This is a genomic window from Nocardia sp. No.11 (assembly GCF_038752175.1).
GTDB lineage: Bacteria > Actinomycetota > Actinomycetes > Mycobacteriales > Mycobacteriaceae > Nocardia > Nocardia canadensis.
In genome coordinates this window covers 61,807-76,740 of sequence record NZ_JBCGFB010000004.1, presented here as the reverse complement: position 1 = coordinate 76,740, position 14,934 = coordinate 61,807, and the positions used below count along the sequence as shown (strand labels likewise).

The 14,934-nt window shown below is 70.1% G+C and carries 17 protein-coding genes; 8 read left to right on the top strand and 9 right to left on the bottom strand.

From position 1 onward, the window contains the following. Positions 1–228: 228 nt before the first annotated feature. Positions 229–1,251 (bottom strand): alpha/beta hydrolase family protein, encoded by a 1,023-nt coding sequence (locus V8688_RS02650; RefSeq protein ID WP_218722001.1) that lies wholly within the window; start codon positions 1,249–1,251, stop codon positions 229–231. Positions 1,252–1,379: 128 nt separating this feature from the next. Further along, positions 1,380–2,204, bottom strand: a complete 825-nt coding sequence (locus tag V8688_RS02645; protein WP_316576217.1) for an alpha/beta hydrolase — start codon at positions 2,202–2,204, stop codon at positions 1,380–1,382. 81 nt (positions 2,205–2,285) lie between these two features. Here V8688_RS02645 and V8688_RS02640 point away from each other — a divergent pair, with 81 nt between their 5' ends. From V8688_RS02640 to V8688_RS02630, 3 genes are all read left to right on the top strand, one after another. Then, a complete protein-coding gene (locus tag V8688_RS02640; RefSeq protein ID WP_316576218.1) occupies positions 2,286–3,020 on the top strand; it encodes an SDR family NAD(P)-dependent oxidoreductase in 735 nt (244 codons plus the stop codon). Between the two features lie 189 nt (positions 3,021–3,209). Further along, positions 3,210–3,665, top strand: a complete 456-nt coding sequence (gene mscL, locus V8688_RS02635) for a large conductance mechanosensitive channel protein MscL (RefSeq protein ID WP_255588734.1) — start codon at positions 3,210–3,212, stop codon at positions 3,663–3,665. Positions 3,666–3,680: 15 nt separating this feature from the next. Then, positions 3,681–3,863: a DUF1737 domain-containing protein gene (locus tag V8688_RS02630; protein ID WP_218722004.1), complete on the top strand. Its 183-nt coding sequence runs from the start codon at positions 3,681–3,683 to the stop codon at positions 3,861–3,863. Between the two features lie 9 nt (positions 3,864–3,872). Here the strand turns inward: V8688_RS02630 and V8688_RS02625 are convergent, their stop codons facing one another. Then, positions 3,873–5,321, bottom strand: coding sequence for a DHA2 family efflux MFS transporter permease subunit (locus V8688_RS02625; protein ID WP_316576219.1), 1,449 nt, complete (start codon positions 5,319–5,321; stop codon positions 3,873–3,875). A gap of 5 nt (positions 5,322–5,326) precedes the next feature. Further along, entirely contained in the window at positions 5,327–5,926 is a 600-nt protein-coding gene (locus V8688_RS02620) for an NAD(P)H-dependent oxidoreductase (protein WP_218722006.1), read from the bottom strand. Between the two features lie 178 nt (positions 5,927–6,104). On the opposite strand from V8688_RS02620, the gene V8688_RS02615 reads away from it, so the two are divergent. Then, positions 6,105–7,463: an MFS transporter gene (locus V8688_RS02615; RefSeq protein WP_218722007.1), complete on the top strand. Its 1,359-nt coding sequence runs from the start codon at positions 6,105–6,107 to the stop codon at positions 7,461–7,463. A gap of 75 nt (positions 7,464–7,538) precedes the next feature. Here the strand turns inward: V8688_RS02615 and V8688_RS02610 are convergent, their stop codons facing one another. From V8688_RS02610 to V8688_RS02600, 3 genes are all read right to left on the bottom strand, one after another. Beyond that, positions 7,539–7,808: a hypothetical protein gene (locus V8688_RS02610; protein ID WP_218722008.1), complete on the bottom strand. Its 270-nt coding sequence runs from the start codon at positions 7,806–7,808 to the stop codon at positions 7,539–7,541. Between the two features lie 488 nt (positions 7,809–8,296). Beyond that, positions 8,297–9,436 (bottom strand): Ig-like domain-containing protein, encoded by a 1,140-nt coding sequence (locus V8688_RS02605; RefSeq protein ID WP_342800087.1) that lies wholly within the window; start codon positions 9,434–9,436, stop codon positions 8,297–8,299. 199 nt (positions 9,437–9,635) lie between these two features. Beyond that, entirely contained in the window at positions 9,636–10,727 is a 1,092-nt protein-coding gene (locus V8688_RS02600) for a UDP-N-acetylmuramate dehydrogenase (protein ID WP_342800086.1), read from the bottom strand. Positions 10,728–10,767: 40 nt separating this feature from the next. On the opposite strand from V8688_RS02600, the gene V8688_RS02595 reads away from it, so the two are divergent. The 3 genes from V8688_RS02595 to V8688_RS02585 all read left to right on the top strand — a co-directional run bounded on the left by V8688_RS02595 (position 10,768) and on the right by V8688_RS02585 (position 12,763). Next, positions 10,768–11,253 (top strand): DUF2505 domain-containing protein, encoded by a 486-nt coding sequence (locus V8688_RS02595; RefSeq protein WP_218722010.1) that lies wholly within the window; start codon positions 10,768–10,770, stop codon positions 11,251–11,253. A gap of 157 nt (positions 11,254–11,410) precedes the next feature. Further along, positions 11,411–11,938 carry a DUF2505 domain-containing protein gene (locus V8688_RS02590; RefSeq protein WP_218722011.1) on the top strand — a complete coding sequence of 176 codons (528 nt, stop codon included), beginning with the start codon at positions 11,411–11,413 and terminating at the stop codon, positions 11,936–11,938. Positions 11,939–11,962: 24 nt separating this feature from the next. Then, entirely contained in the window at positions 11,963–12,763 is an 801-nt protein-coding gene (locus V8688_RS02585) for a class I SAM-dependent methyltransferase (protein WP_342800080.1), read from the top strand. Here V8688_RS02585 and V8688_RS02580 read toward each other — a convergent pair. After that, positions 12,749–13,357, bottom strand: a complete 609-nt coding sequence (locus V8688_RS02580) for a hypothetical protein (RefSeq protein ID WP_218722013.1) — start codon at positions 13,355–13,357, stop codon at positions 12,749–12,751. The two genes, V8688_RS02585 and V8688_RS02580, sit on opposite strands and share 15 nt — an antisense overlap. Positions 13,358–13,462: 105 nt before the next feature. Between V8688_RS02580 and V8688_RS02575 the strand changes: the two genes are divergently transcribed. Next, entirely contained in the window at positions 13,463–14,197 is a 735-nt protein-coding gene (locus V8688_RS02575) for a DUF2993 domain-containing protein (RefSeq protein ID WP_218722014.1), read from the top strand. Between the two features lie 5 nt (positions 14,198–14,202). On the opposite strand, the gene deoC is transcribed toward V8688_RS02575, so the two are convergent. After that, a complete protein-coding gene (gene deoC / locus V8688_RS02570; RefSeq protein ID WP_255588735.1) occupies positions 14,203–14,874 on the bottom strand; it encodes a deoxyribose-phosphate aldolase in 672 nt (223 codons plus the stop codon). Positions 14,875–14,934 lie beyond the last annotated feature (60 nt).

The following is a 14,934-nucleotide window of genomic DNA, read 5'->3' as shown; positions in this document are numbered from 1 at the left end:
TTAGGCACAGGACACAATCACAGTCGTATCACATCGGCTCCCGACACCACGATGACCGGCCGAAACAGCGCCGACTACCTGCGGTAACAGCGCCCGAACCCGTACCCATAGAGTGCAATATTGCGAACTCCGCGGGCAGCCGGAATCGCCTCGCATTTGCTGTGAAAAGACCCACCGGATTCTTTTCCGGCATCGTTCGCTCGCGCGATCGGACAGCGAATATTCGATTCATCCGAGGCGCAGAGCGCGCGCGAACAACGGCCAGGAGCGGTGCAGGTCGTCGTTCCAGTAGCCCCAGGAATGGGTGCCGGCGGGACGCAGGTCGACGGTGGCGGGGATGCCGAGTTCGCCGAAGCGGACGGCCAATTGGCGGGTACACAGGCCGGTGACGGCATCGAGGGCGCCGCCGACGAGGAGCTGGTCGAGCAGCTTCATCGGGTCGCCGCCGATGCCGGGACCCGCCGTGGTGTCGAGGTCGCCGGGCAGGCCGGTGCCGGAGGCCACGTAGATGGCCAGGCCGCGCAGCCGGTCGGCGTGCAGGAAGGGGTCGTTGGCGGCCCAGAGCGGGTCGCCGGGTTGTCCCCACATGTTCACCGGGTCGCCGTTCTGGCCGGAGACGACAGTGTTGACGATGGCGTGGCCCTGCGGGCCGCTGGTGGACACGCAACCGCTGTAGCTACCCACCGCGCGATAGAGCTGCGGCGCGGCCAGGGCCAGCTGGAAGGCCGCGGTACCCGCCATCGAGACCCCGGCGATGGCATTGGCTCCGGTGCCGCGGAATTCGGCGTCGATCACCCGGGGGAGTTCGCGGGTGAGGAAGGTCGTCCAGCGCTGGCGGCCGAGCACCGGATCGTCGGCGCGCCAGTCGGCGTAGTAGCTGCCCGCGCCGCCGATCGGCATCACCACGGTGACCTGCTCGTCGGCGAAGAACTGCTCGGAGTCGGTGCGGGTCAGCCAGTTTCCGCCGTCGCGCCAGTCACCGGTGGCGCTGCCGCCGTCGACCCCGTTGAGCAGGTACAGCACCGGCGCCGCGGCCGCGCGGTCGGCGGCGGGCAGCACGGCGACGTGCACCGGCTTGCCCATCGCCCCCGAGTACACGACCAGGTCGACGACCCGACCCTGCCCCGGCGTCGCCGAGATCAGCCGCGCGGCGTCCACACCGCGCGGATCGGGCGGCGCCGCGCCCGCGACCGCGTGGGCGCACACCAGCCCCGCGACGAGAAGCAACCCACACCGTGCCAGGACGCTCATGCGTCACCTCCCTGCCCGGCCGAGAACGAGACCGTGCGAGAGAGGTTAGGCAGGTCAGGCTGCCCCCACCCGCATTTCTGAAACATTCACAGTTCACAGCGGCGGGGGCGCGGGTCCGCCGCCCGAACTCAGTCCAGCGCGTCGACGAACGCGCTGACCTCGGCGAAGAAGCGCGGGCGGTCCTCGATGAAGAGCCCGTGCTGGGCGCCCTCCCACAGCGAGAGGCGGGCGTTAGGGGCATTGTCGGCGATGTAGCGGCCGTTGGCGGCGGGCACCACCGGATCCTCGGTGCCGTGCAGGACCAGCACCGGAATGTCGAGACCGCGCAGGGTGTCGGTGTTGTCGATGGTCCGGTAGAACAGCGCCTTCCGCACCGAAGGCGGGGTGGCCAGGCTGGTGCCGAACAGGCGCTGGGCGTCGACGCCCTTGTCCGCGCCGGGACCGGTGTTGGCGTTGCCGAACGCCGAGAAACCGCGCACCGCGCGCCCGGCCGCCTCGTCGAAGACGCCCGGAATCGCCTTCTCCATGGCCGGACCGGTGGCGGCGCCGGGCACCTTCGGGCCGATATTGGCCGGGGCACCGCAGTAGACGACCGCGGCGACGGCGGCAGCGCCGTAGGTGGCGAGGTAGTCGGTGGCGACGATGCCGCCGTAGGACCAGCCCAGCAACACCGCCCCCGAGGCGATGCCCTCGGCCGCCAGCACGGCGGCGACATCGGCGGCCCACGCCTTGGGATCGTCGTACCCGGCGCCCGGATCGTCGGAGTACCCGTGCCCGCGCAGGTCGACGGCGACGACGCGGTAGCGCTGCGCCAGATCGTCGGCGGCCGCGCCCCAGCAGCGCAGATTGCCCGCCCAGCCGTGCAGCAGCACCAGCGGCCTGCCGGTCTCCGGGCCGCTGACCCGGTAGACGATCCTGGTTCCGTCGGCACTGACAGCATCACGAATAGCCATGCCGACAGGCTAACGCCGGTCCACATCAGCGTGATCCCAGCCATGGCGACGGCGAATCCACGGCGAATAAGATCAATCCACATGAGCACTCGCACCGCCGTCGTCACCGGAGCCAGCTCGGGAATCGGTGAAGCCACCGCCCGGGAACTCGCCAAGCAGGGCTACCACGTCTATGTGGGCGCCCGGCGGTTCGACCGGGTGCAGCGGCTCGCCGAGGAGATCGGCGGCACCGCCGTCGAGCTCGACGTCACCGCCGAGGAATCGGTGCGCGCGTTCACCGACTCGATCGACCGGGTCGACGTGCTGGTCAACAACGCCGGCGGCGCCAAGGGCCTGGCCACGGTCGCCGAGGCCGACCTCGACGACTGGCGCTGGATGTGGGAGACCAACGTCCTGGGCACCCTGCGCCTGACCAAGGCGCTGCTGCCGAAGCTGATCGACTCCGGCGACGGCCTGATCGTCACCATCACCTCCATCGCCGCCTTCCACGCCTACCCGAACGGCTCGGGCTACACCTCGGCCAAGCACGCCCAGGCCGTGCTGCACCGCACCCTGCGCGACGAACTGCTCGGGCAGCCGGTGCGGCTCACCGAGATCGCGCCCGGCGCGGTGGAGACCGAGTTCTCCCTGGTCCGCTTCGACGGCGACGCCGAGCGCGCGGCGAAGGTCTACCAGGGCATCGATCCGCTCTACGCGCAGGACATCGCCGAGATCGTCGGCTTCGTGGCGAGCAGGCCCGCACACGTGAACCTCGACACGATCGTCGTCAAGCCCCGTGACCAGGCAGGCCCCGGCAGCTTCGCGCGACGCTCCTGACCTGCGACGTTCAATCCCCGGACCGGGCAACCGAATCCGGGGGCCACGGCTGCCCGAGTGGCGAGCCGGACCGGGGGAACCGATACTGCCCAGGACCGGGCCGAGGCATAGCTGCGAATTCGCTACCGACTGGAACGGTCGATAACATCGCCACGTTTGCCGATAGCCAGTCCTAGGAGTACTTCACCGATGCGCAGTATCAAGTCCGTGTTCGACGGGTTCAAAGACTTCCTGATGCGTGGAAACGTCATCGATCTGGCGGTCGCGGTGGTCATGGGCACCGCGTTCACCGCCGTCGTGACCTCGTTCACCAAGGGAATCGTCAACCCGCTGCTCGCGGTCTTCGGCTCGACCAACGAACTGGGTCTCGGCGTCCAGCTGATCGCCGACAAGCCGGCCACCTTCATCGCGCTCGGCCCGATCATCACCGCGTTCATCGACTTCTTCATGGTCGCGGCGGTCCTGTACTTCGTGCTGATGCTGCCGATGAAGTCGCTGAAGAACAAGTTCGGCACCACCAAGGCCGCCGAGCCGACCGAGACCGAGCTGCTCATCGAGATCCGCGATCTGCTGGCCAAGCAGCAGGGACTGAGCACCGAGCAGACCGAGGCGCTGAGCAAGGAACGCGCCACCGAGTCCGCGTAGCGGATAATCGCCCGCATGAGCGAACCACCGGACGGACTACCGGCCTATCGAGTCCTGACCGGCCCGGACGACGAGACGTTCTGCCGACGGGTGAGCGCGGCGCTGGCCCTGGGCTACGAACTCCACGAGGGCCCAGCAGTCACCTTCGACGGGACGAACGTCATCGTCGCCCAGGCAGTGGTGTGGCCGACCGGGTGACGGTCGACCTCACGCTTCGGCGCGGCGCGGCAGCAGCAGCGCCGGGATCATCGCCAGGGCGATCATGACCGGGGCGATCCAGTAGGTGTGCTGGAACGCCTCGGCCAGTGCCGGAGCCAGGTCGGCGCGCTGGTCGCGACTCATGCCGTGCAGGGCCTGGAGCCCGCCGGTCACCGGGAGCAGGGCGCCCAGTGTCACGGAGCTGACCGCGGTGCCGACCGCCATCGCGGTGGTGCTGATCATGTTCAGCACCGTCGACCCGGCCGGCTGTTGCGCCCGGCTCAGTGGCCGGGTCGCGGTGGTGATCACCGGCATCATGGTGCCGCCGCCACCGGCGCCCATCAGCAGCATGGTCAGGCCGAGCGCCCAGTACGGCGCGTCCGCGTCGAGCTGGAGCACGAACAGCACGAAACCGGTGAGCGCCACCGTGATCGACACCGGCAGATAGCGGCCGGGCGGGATCCGATCGATCAGCCGGCCCGCGACCTGCATGGTGGCGCCCGAGGCCAGCGCGAACGGAATCCCGAGAGCGCCCGCCACCAGCGCCGATTCGCCACGCACCACCTGGAAGTACAACGGCAGCAACAGCATCGACCCGAAGTAGCCGCTCGCGAACAACGCCAGCAACGCGGCGGAGATCCCGGTCGTGCGATTGCCCAGGACCCGCAGATCCAGCAGCGGAACCGGGATGCTCAGCGAGCGCAGCACGAAGGCGACGATGAGCCCGGCGCCGGCCAGCAGCGGCACCAGCACCGCGGCCGAAGCGAAGCCCGCGTTCTCCCCCGCCGCGGTCACGCCGTAGATCACCAGCGCCAGCCCCGGCGACATCAGCAGCAGGCCGAGCACGTCGAGCGGACGCGGCGGCTCCGGCGCATCGTCGGGCACCACCCGGGCCGCCAACACCAGCACCAGCGCGCCCAGCGGCAGGTTCAGGAAGAACATCCAGCGCCAGGACACCTCGTCGATCAGGTAGCCGCCGATCACCGGCCCCAGCAGCGGGCCGACCAGGATCGCCAGGCCGAGGGTGCTCATCAGCCGGCCGAGCCGCTCCGGCCCGGCCGCGCGCAGCAGGATGGTCATCGCCACCGGCATCAGCAGCCCGCCGCTCGCGCCCTGCACCAGCCGGAAGGCGATGAGCGACTCGATGTTCCAGGCCAGCCCCGCCAGCACCGAGCCGACCGCGAACGCCGCGATCGCCGTCAGATACAGCCGTTTGGCGCCGAAGCGACCGACCAGCCACGCCGAGGTCGGCACCACGGCGCCGAGGGCGAGCGAGTAGCCGGTGGCCACCCACTGGATCGTGCTCAGTCCCGCGTCGAACTCGACGGAGAGTTTGTTGATGGCGACGTTGACGATCGTCTGATCGAGCGTCGCCATGATCATGCCCACCACCAGCACCAGCGCGATGCGCATCGGATCGCGGGTGACGGGTGGGGCTGTCGTGGTCGGGGTCAGCACGGCGATCACTTCCCGTACGGGCGCACGGCGCGGGCGGCGCGCAGGGCCTCGCCCCACCAGAGGAGCTGGTCGAGCAGGACCGCGGCGGCATCGGCGGCGCCCGGGTCGCTCAGTGCGCCCGCCTCGTCGAACCGGCCCCACGGATTGGGCAGGGCGACCGAGTCGCGGACGGTGACCGCGTGCAGTTCGGCGAAGACCGGGCGCAGGTGTTCCACCGCCCGCAGGCCGCCGGAGATACCGCCGTAGGAGACGAAGCCGACCGGCTTGGCCTGCCATTCGGTGTGGTGGGTGTCGATCAGGTTCTTGAGCGTGCCCGGGTAGCTGTGGTTGTACTCGGGCGTCACCACGACGAAGGCGTCGGCGCGGGCGAGCTTGTCGGTGGCCTCGGCCACCGAGGGGTGCTCGGCGGCAGCGCCGAAGACCCGCGGCAGTTCGACCTGCCCGGCGTCGACCACGTCGACCTCGATCGCGTCGCGCAGCGCCGCCTGCCGGACGAACCAGTCGGCGACGGTGGGACCGAAGCGCCCTTGCCTGGTGCTGCCGATGACGACGACGACCCGCAGCGGGCGAATGGCGGTGCGGGCGTGCTCAACCGTGGCGCTCATGTGTTCCTCCGACTAGGTGGCAGCCGCTCGGCCGCCGCTGCGCACCACGGTGCTACCTCAACCTCCCTTCAGGTCAAGCGGACACAGTCCGCCCCTTGACGGGAATACCCCCCATGGGTATATAGTTGCATCCATACGCAGATAAGAGACCATGCATTACCCAGAAGGGCCGACCATCATGACCACCTCACTGTTCGCCCACCGGGACTATCGCCTGCTGTTCACCGCCCAGGTCGCCGCCCTGTTCGGCACCGGTCTCACCACGGTCGCCCTCGGCCTGCTCGCCTACGAGCTGGCGGGCGGCAACGCCGCGATCGTGCTCGGCACCGCGCTGACGCTGAAGATGGTCGCCTACGTGATCGTCGCCCCGATCGCGGGCGCCTACGCGGGACGGCTGCCGCGCAGGCAATTCCTGATGGCGCTCAACGGCATTCGCGGCGGCATCGTGCTGGCCCTGCCGTTCGTCGACCAGATCTGGCAGATCTACGTGCTGATCACCCTGCTGCAGATCGCCTCGGCCGCCTACACCCCCACCTACCAGGCCGTGCTGCCGGACATCCTGCCCGACGAGCGCGATTACACGAAGGCGCTCTCGGCCGCCCAGCTGGCCGCGACCATGGAAACCCTGCTCAGCCCGATGCTGGCGGCGCTGGCCCTGAGCCTGATCAGCTTCCACTGGCTGTTCGTCGGCACCGGCATCGGCTTCGCGGTCTCGGTCGCCCTGGTCATGGCGGCGCGGATCCCGAACGCGGTGGTCGGCGACGGCGCGATCGGGCAGCGTCTCGCCGCCGGCCTGCGGCTGTTCGCGGCCACCCCACGACTGCGCGGGCTACTCGGACTGAACCTGGTGGTCGCCGCGGCGGGCTCGGTGGTCATGGTCAACACCGTCAACTACGCCCGCGACGTGCTCGGCGGCGACCAGTCCGGCGTCGCGCTGCTGCTGGCCGCCAACGGGTTCGGCACCATGCTCGTCGCCCTGACCCTGCCCAAGATCCTGGACCGGCGCGGCGAACGTCCGGTGATGCTCACCGGCGCGGCCGTCCTGGTCACCGGCCTGGTCGCGGCGATCACCCTGTCGACCGCGAGCATCGGCGACTGGAGTTGGGCCGCCGCCCTGGCCACCTGGGCCGTCATCGGCGCGGGCACCGGCCTGGTCCTCACCCCCACCGGTCGCGTGCTGCGCCGCTCGGCCCGCGCGCAGGACCGCCCCGCCCTCTTCGCCGCCCAGTTCTCGCTCTCGCACCTAGCCTGGCTGATCACCTACCCGATCACCGGCTGGCTGGCCACCACCGCGGGCTTCACCACCACCTGGATCACCCTGGCCGTCATCGCCGCCCTCGGCGTCACCGCCGCGATCCGCCTGTGGCCCCGCCACGACCCCGCCGAGATCACCCACATCCACGACTTCGGCACCGTCGACCCGGCCATCCTCACCGACGCCACCGAAATCGCCCCCGGCCGCTACCAGCACACCCACCCCTACGTCATCGACCCCAACCACACCCGCTGGCCCACCCGCGTCCCCGCCCTGGTCTGACCGTCGCGAACGGAATGAACCCCGAACCGTCTCGGCCGGGGTTCATTCTTCGGATCAGAACCAGGATCGAGCCCGTCAGTCACCGATGAACATGAGATACCCATTGGCGCGGAGCGCGATCGACGCGGACCTCCGCAGCAGGTCGACGGCCACCCGTTCGGCATCGGTCCGCACCTCGATTCCGTCGATCTGATCGAGGATCATGCCCAGTTGGTGCCGGTTGAACATGGTGTCGCCGTAGCGGTAGACCCCCCGGACCACGCTGGTATCGGGCTGGGCCGCGCACAGCCGGAACAACGTCTCCTCCGCATCGTCCCCGAAGCGCTGCAGCTCAGCGTGGTTCATGTCCTGCACAACAATGTCCAACGCCACCTGGTACCTACTCGTCTCCCGCGGGGTGCATTTTCTGATAATCCCTGGCATCGATGTCCCAGCCCACACTCGCCCACAGCGACGTAGCGGTCTCGCGCCGGTCGGGCCGACGTGCCCGCGGTACGCACGCTGTCGATGCGGCGATACCGCTCCAACTGCCAGACAGGACCTCGCCGACGCGGCCGTCGAGACTATCGAGCTTCAGCGGCGTTGGTCTCACCCTGTTGCAGATAGCTGCCGACCGCTACTCCGAGCGAAACTGGTCCAGCGCGGCAAGGGAATTCAGCAGTTGCGAGCCCCCGTCATAGATCAGGTCGGACAGATAATTGCCGAGCCCACTTACTTCATCGGATACGACGGACAGACCGTCACCCGGATTCCGGGTCCCCCCGGAGATGCTCACATCGGCCAATGCTATTCGCGCACTGACAGTTTGAACAGAGTGGACACGTTCCGCGAAGCTACCTCGGCGCAGCTGCTCCGGTGGTGGGCGCACCCGCGGGGAGGGCCGACATCGACTGCCAGGTGGGCCAGTCGATGGACCAGTCGTAGATGTCGCCGTCGGCCTGGGAGAGGGGAATGGAGGTGCCGGTGACCTCGACCGGGTCGCCGTAGCGGGCGGTCGGGAAGTAGGCCTGGGCGTCGGCGGGTGAGAGGTTGATGCAGCCGTTGGTGACGTTGGACGAGCCCTGGGCCGACAGGGATTCGGGGTTGGCGTGGATGAATTCGCCGTTGTTGGAGATGCGCACGGCCCAACGTTCGCGAACGTTGGTGTAGTACGGCGGATTCGACATCATGAAGTCCTCGTACTTCTCGGTGACCACGTGGGTGCCCGAGCGGGTGACGTTGCGCGGCTCGTTGCCCTCGCCGTAGGAGACGGCGAAATCGAAGACGGTGACGCCGTCGCGGACCACCTGCATGCGATGACTCGGCGCGTCGGCGATCACGATCTGACTGCGGCCGATGGTGAAATCGGAAGTCAGGTCGGAGTCGCCGTAGGCGCCGCCGCCCAGGTCGACGCCATAGAGCTCGGCCGCGACATGCACGGTGGTGCCGGGCGTCCAGTAGTCCTTGGGCCGCCAGTGCACCCGCGAACCGCCGTCGTCGGGCAGCCACGCCCACGAGCCCTCGGTGCCGGGGTCGGTGGTGACGGTGAGCGCCTTCTCCACCGCCGCCTTGTTCGTGACCGGGCCCGTGAACTTGATGATGATCGGGGCCGCGATGCCGACCTCCTGACCGTCCCCGATGTTGATCGTGGCCGGGATCGTCGACTTCGGCGTCAACGTGGTGAAGGTGCCGTCGATCGGGACCGGCTTGCCGTCGGTGCCGATCGTCGTGCCGGTCCAGGTGTAGGTGGTGTCGTAGCCCAGCGGCTCGGTGACCTGGTAGCTCGCGCGATCGGGCCCGAAGGTGCCCGCGACCTGCTTGCCGTTGGCGTTGGTGAGTGCGATCTGATCGATCCGGCCGTCGGCGACGGTCACCGACACGGGGGTGACCGGCGCGACGTCGGTCGCGCCCGCCGCGGGCGTCACGGTGACCCGGGCGACCGGGCCCGCGGGTGCGGCGTCGCCGCCGGGTCGGTCGATGGTGCAGCCCGTCAGCACGACGAGCACCGCCAGCAAGATCACCGCAACCACGGGGCGTCCGCGCCGAACACCCACGCCACGCCTGTCGGCGGCCAACGCGCGCCGGACATGCCGAACTGCCGTCCCGCGCGCACGCGACGAGGCGGTTACCGAAGGTTTGCTCACGGCATCGAATGTACGCCGGGCTACCGACCGGGCCGCGCGACCGCCGGGCTCAGAGGGTCAGGCCGACCGTCACCGGCTCCGGTTCCAGCCGCACGCCGAACCGTTCCTCGACGCCGGCGCGGACCGTGCGAGCCAGCTCGACGATGTCGGCGGCGGTGGCCGCGCCACGGTTGGTCAGCGCGAGGGTGTGCTTGGTGGAGAGCCGGGCCGCGGCCTGCTCGCCGGGGAAGCCCTTGGCGAAGCCGGCGCGCTCGATCAGCCAGCCCGCCGAGAGCTTGGTGCCGTCGGGCGCGGGGTAGGTCGGCACCGACACCTCGCCGAGATGAGCGGTGATGGCCCCGAGCACCTGCGGCAGCCGGTCCTCGGGCACCACGGGATTGGTGAAGAACGAGCCCGCGCTCCAGGTGTCGTGGTCGGCGGGGTCGAGCACCATGCCCTTGCCCGCGCGCAGCCGCAGCACCTCCGCGCGCACGGCCGCGGCCGGACGGGACTCGCCGTCGCCCGCGCCGAGCACCCTGGCCAGTTCGCCGTAGCGCAGTGGGGCGCTCAGCCCGGACGGGTCGAGCGCGAACTCCACCGCCAGCACCACCGCGTCGTCGCTGTGCTTGAGCACGCTGGTGCGGTACGCGAAGCCGAGTTCGCCCGGCTCGGCCCAGCGGACCGCACCGGTCGTGCGATCGAGCAACCGCACCCGGCGCAGCAGCGTGGACACCTCGGCGCCGTACGCGCCGACGTTCTGCACCGGCGTCGCCCCGGCCGAGCCGGGAATCCCCGACAGGCATTCCAGCCCGCCCAGGCCGGCCGCCACGGTCGCCGCGACGACCGCGTCCCAGTTCGCCCCCGCCTCGGCGAACACGCTGTCCGCGCCGATCCGCACACCGGTGGTGCCCACCCGGACGACGACCCCGTCGAAGCCGGCGTCGTCGATGAGCAGGTTGGACCCACCGGCGATCAGCAGCACCCGGATCCCGGCCGCGTCCAGCGCCGACACCGTGGCGATCAGCGCCTCGGTGCTGTCGCATTCGGCGACCAGCGCGGGCCCGCCGACCCGCAGGGTCGTCAGTTCGGACAAACGCACCGATTCCCGCACCACCGCGCCGGTATCGGCGAGGAGGTCACGCACCTGATCGGCGGACACCACCTGAGTTGTTCCCACGTCACAAGACGGTAGCCTGTCGCGCATGGCTACACCTCTGGCGTACACGGCTCGCTACACCAAGCCGGTCGAGGCCGTGCGCGCGGCGTTCTCCGACGAGCAGTACTGGAAGGCTCGTATCGAGGAGGTCGGCGGGCCCGGCGCCCGGCTGGATTCCTTCGGCATCACCGGTGACCAGGTGCGCGTGCAGATGGTCCAGTCGATCCCCGCCGATCAGCTGCCGCCCGCGATCACCGCGGTGCGCCCTGGCGACCTGGTGATTCCGCGCACCGAGAGCTACACCGGCACGACCGGCACCATCGAGGCGCACGTCGACGGCGCGCCCGCCAAGGTCAGCGCCATCGTCACCCTGACCGACGAGGGCACCGGCTCGGTCGCCACCATCAGCGGCAGCATCGAGGTGAAGATCCCGCTGTTCGGCGGCAAGATCGAGGCCGCGATCTCCGAGCACCTGCTGGAACTGCTGGCCAACGAGGCCGGCTTCACCGAGCAGTGGCTCGCCACCCGCTGACTCCTTCCGCAGGCCGACACAGTCGGCCGTCGGCGGCCGTCCCGCCGGTCAGGCGCCGTGGCGTACGCGACGAAGGAGCAAGCCACGGTGCCTGACCGGCGGGACACAAGGGGCCGCCGACTCGAGCGCGCCAGCGCTCCAAATACACTGCTCCCTCATGGCACGTCGACTTGACTACTCCGCCCGCTACCCGCTGCACACCGCCGAAGAGCTCTACGCGGCGCTGCAGAGCAGGGATTACTGGGAAGCGCGCGTCGCCGAGATGCGGAAGTACTCCCCGCACAACGAGGTGATCAGCCACGAGGTGAGCGACTCCGGCATCGATGTGGTGCTCGCCCACACCCTGCCGCGCGAGATGCTCCCCGAGATCGCCCAGACGGTGATGCGCAAGGACATGGTCATCACCCGCAAGGAGAGCTGGGGCCCGTTCGAGCGCGAGGAGACCGAGGGCACCTTCTCCGCCTCGATCCCGGCCGGCCCGGGCAGCCTCAACGGCGACATCCGGCTGTTCCCCACCGAGACCGGCGCGACCATGCGCTTCTCCCCCACCGCCAAGGTGTTCATCCCGATGGTCGGCCCGCGCCTGGAACAGCTGATGCTGGTGAACCTCGTCGACCTGTTCCGGGCCGAGCAAGAGGAGACCTCGCGCTGGCTGGAAGAGGCCGCCGCGAAGAAGACGGTCTGACGCACTCGCGCCCCGACGACCGCCGTGGACCGCAAACGACCGCTCCCGGTCGGCACCATCACCCGCGGCACGACCGGCGTCAACCGCCTGCGCCGCAGCGACCGCTGGCTGACCCACGACGACTTGGTGACCGAGCGCCTGCGCGCGGCCGCCGATCCGCTGATCGTCGACCTCGGCTACGGCGCCGCGCCGTGGACGACGTTCGAACTGGCCGCGCGGCTGCGCACCGTGCGCCCCGATCTGCGGGTGGTCGGGCTCGAGATCGACCCCGCCAGGGTCGTCGAGGGCCGCGACGGTGTGCGCTTCGCCCGCGGCGGTTTCGAGTTGGCCGGACTGCGCCCGGTGCTGGTCCGCGCGTTCAACGTGCTGCGCCAGTACCCGGAGGACGCCGTCCCCGACGCGTGGTCGCGCATCCGGTCGAATCTCGCGCCGGGCGGTCTGCTCGTCGACGGCACCTGCGACGAACTCGGCCGCCGCTGCGCCTGGGTGCTGCTCGACCGGCACCGCCCGCTCTCGCTGACGCTGGCCTGGGACCCGTTCACCGTCGAGCGCCCGTCCGATATCGCCGAGCGACTCCCGAAAGTGCTGATCCACCGCAATATTCCGGGCGAACCGGTGCACGCGCTGCTCACCGCGGCCGACCGCGCCTGGGATCGCTCGGCGGCGCTGGCCCCGTTCGGTCCGCGTATCCGCTGGCGCGGGGCCTCGGAGCTGTTGCGCGAGAGCGGTTTTCCGGTGCGCGCGTATCGCCGCCGGATGCGCGACTGCGTGCTGTCGGTGCCGTGGCAGGTGGTCGCGCCGAACGGCTGGTCAGACGCCGGTTAACGCCCGGCGCACCCGTGCGGCCGCACGCGGGGCGAGTTGCTGTCCGCCCCACCAGATCTCGTCGATGTCGCAGCGGTGGATGGCGACCGCGTCGGCGACCACCTCGTCCAGCGCCGACTGCGAGATCTCGGTCTCGGCCAGATCGAGCACGGTGCGCACCGGCGTGGTGACCAGGAACGGCCCGGCCGACTCGACATCGGGCCCGTCCAGTTTGCGCCGGGTCAGCACCAGTCGCGGCGTCACCGGCGGACGCCCCGCCGACACCGACAGGTGCAGGAACCGCGGCTGTAATCGGCCGATCCCGTGCAGCTCGGCAGCGCTCTGATACGACACCGCCGCGGCGCCGTCGAACCAGGCCGCCCACATCGCGTACTCGTCGAGCGGACCGGCCCGCCATTGCGCCAGCCGCATCATCCCGACACCGGCCCTGGTCACCGAGCCGTCCCCGAGCGCCGCTCTGACCTGCACCTCACACCCGGTCCGCAATACCTGACGGGTCGTGAAGAAGCCCGCGTGCCGACCGGCGAGCCGCCGTAGCACGCGCCACCGATGATCCGCCGTCCCCTGCACCCGGCGCACACCCTCGCCAGTCATGGATCCAGGCTACGCCCGCCGGAGTGTGCCAGGTCACACTTTGCTGCGAAGGCTTTCACGCCGTCCTCAGAGCAGACACAGAAAGTTCGGGAAGAATCCGATGCCATGACCACGCAGACACCCCAACGCCCCAAGGTAGGTCGGCGCACGCTGGTGATCGCCTTGGTCGTGGTCGCCGCGCTGCTGGTGGCCGCGATCGTGGGCACCGAAGCCTATGCCCGCCACCAGATCTCGCGCTGCATCAGCAGCTCGTTCGAGCAGCAGATGGGGTCCACCATCGACGTGGGCTTCGGCCCGAAGCCGATGCTGCTCACCTACCTCGACGGCAAGGTCGGCTCGGTCACCATCGACAGCGAGGACAACAAGTTCGGTCCCGCGGTCGGGATGGTGGTGCACGCGGAGTTCGACGACATCGAGCTCACCGACCACGGCCGCGGCGGCGGCACCATCGGCGGTTCCTCGGCCGAGGTGACCTGGAACAACGACGGCATCCAGCAGACCCTCGGCGGCATGGTCAGCGGCGTGAGCTCCTCGCGCACCACCGGCGTGCTCACCCTCGACGTGATCGGCGGCCTGGCCCAGCTGCAGGTGCAGCCCATGGTGCGCAACGGCAATGTCGTGGTGGAGACCAAGTCGGCGCAGCTGCTCGGTATCGGCCTGCCCACCGACCTGGTGCAGGGCATCGTCGAGACCTTCACCCAGAGCCTGCAGAGCTACCCGCTCGGCCTGCGCGCGCAGGAGGTGCGGGTCACCGACGACGGCGTCACCGTGCACCTCGCGGGTGGCAAGACCACGCTCGAGAGCGCGCCCGACGGTCGGCAGGCCGACTTCACCTGCTGATGGCGCTAGCCGGGAAACCCGTCGAGCACCGCGGCGGACTTGGACAGCCCGAGCCGGGTGGCGCCCGCCGCGATCATCGCGGCCGCGTCCTCGGCGGTGCGGATGCCACCGCTGGCCTTGACGCCGAGGCGGCCGCCGACGGTCTCGGCCATCAGCCGGACCGCGTGCACGCTGGCCCCGCCCGCCGGGTGGAATCCGGTGGAGGTCTTCACGAAGTCGGCGCCGCCCTCCTCGGCGGCCCGGCACGCGCCGACGATCGCCTCGTCGGTGAGCGCGGCCGATTCGATGATCACCTTGAGCACGGCGCCGCGATCGGTGGTCGCCTCGCGCACCGTGATGACGTCGGTGAGCACGGCGTTGAAATCACCGGCCAGCGCGGCGCCCACATCGATGACCATGTCGACCTCGGCCGCGCCCTGCTCGACCGCGAAGCGCGCCTCGGCGCCCTTGACCAGCGAGTGGTGTTTGCCGGACGGGAAACCGGCGACGGTCGCGACGACCAGCCCCGGCGCCCGCACCGGCAGCATCGAGGGCGACACGCAGATCGCGTACACGCCGAGCGTGCGCGCCTCGGCGATCAGCTCCTGGACCTGGGCCGGTGTGGCTTCGGGGGCGAGCAGGGTGTGATCGATCATCGCGGCCACGTCGGCCCGGGTCAGCGGTGTCGAGACGGTCATGGTCTCGAGCATGACACACCGCAACACGGCCGCCGCCGCGCAGGCCGCCACGCGAACAGC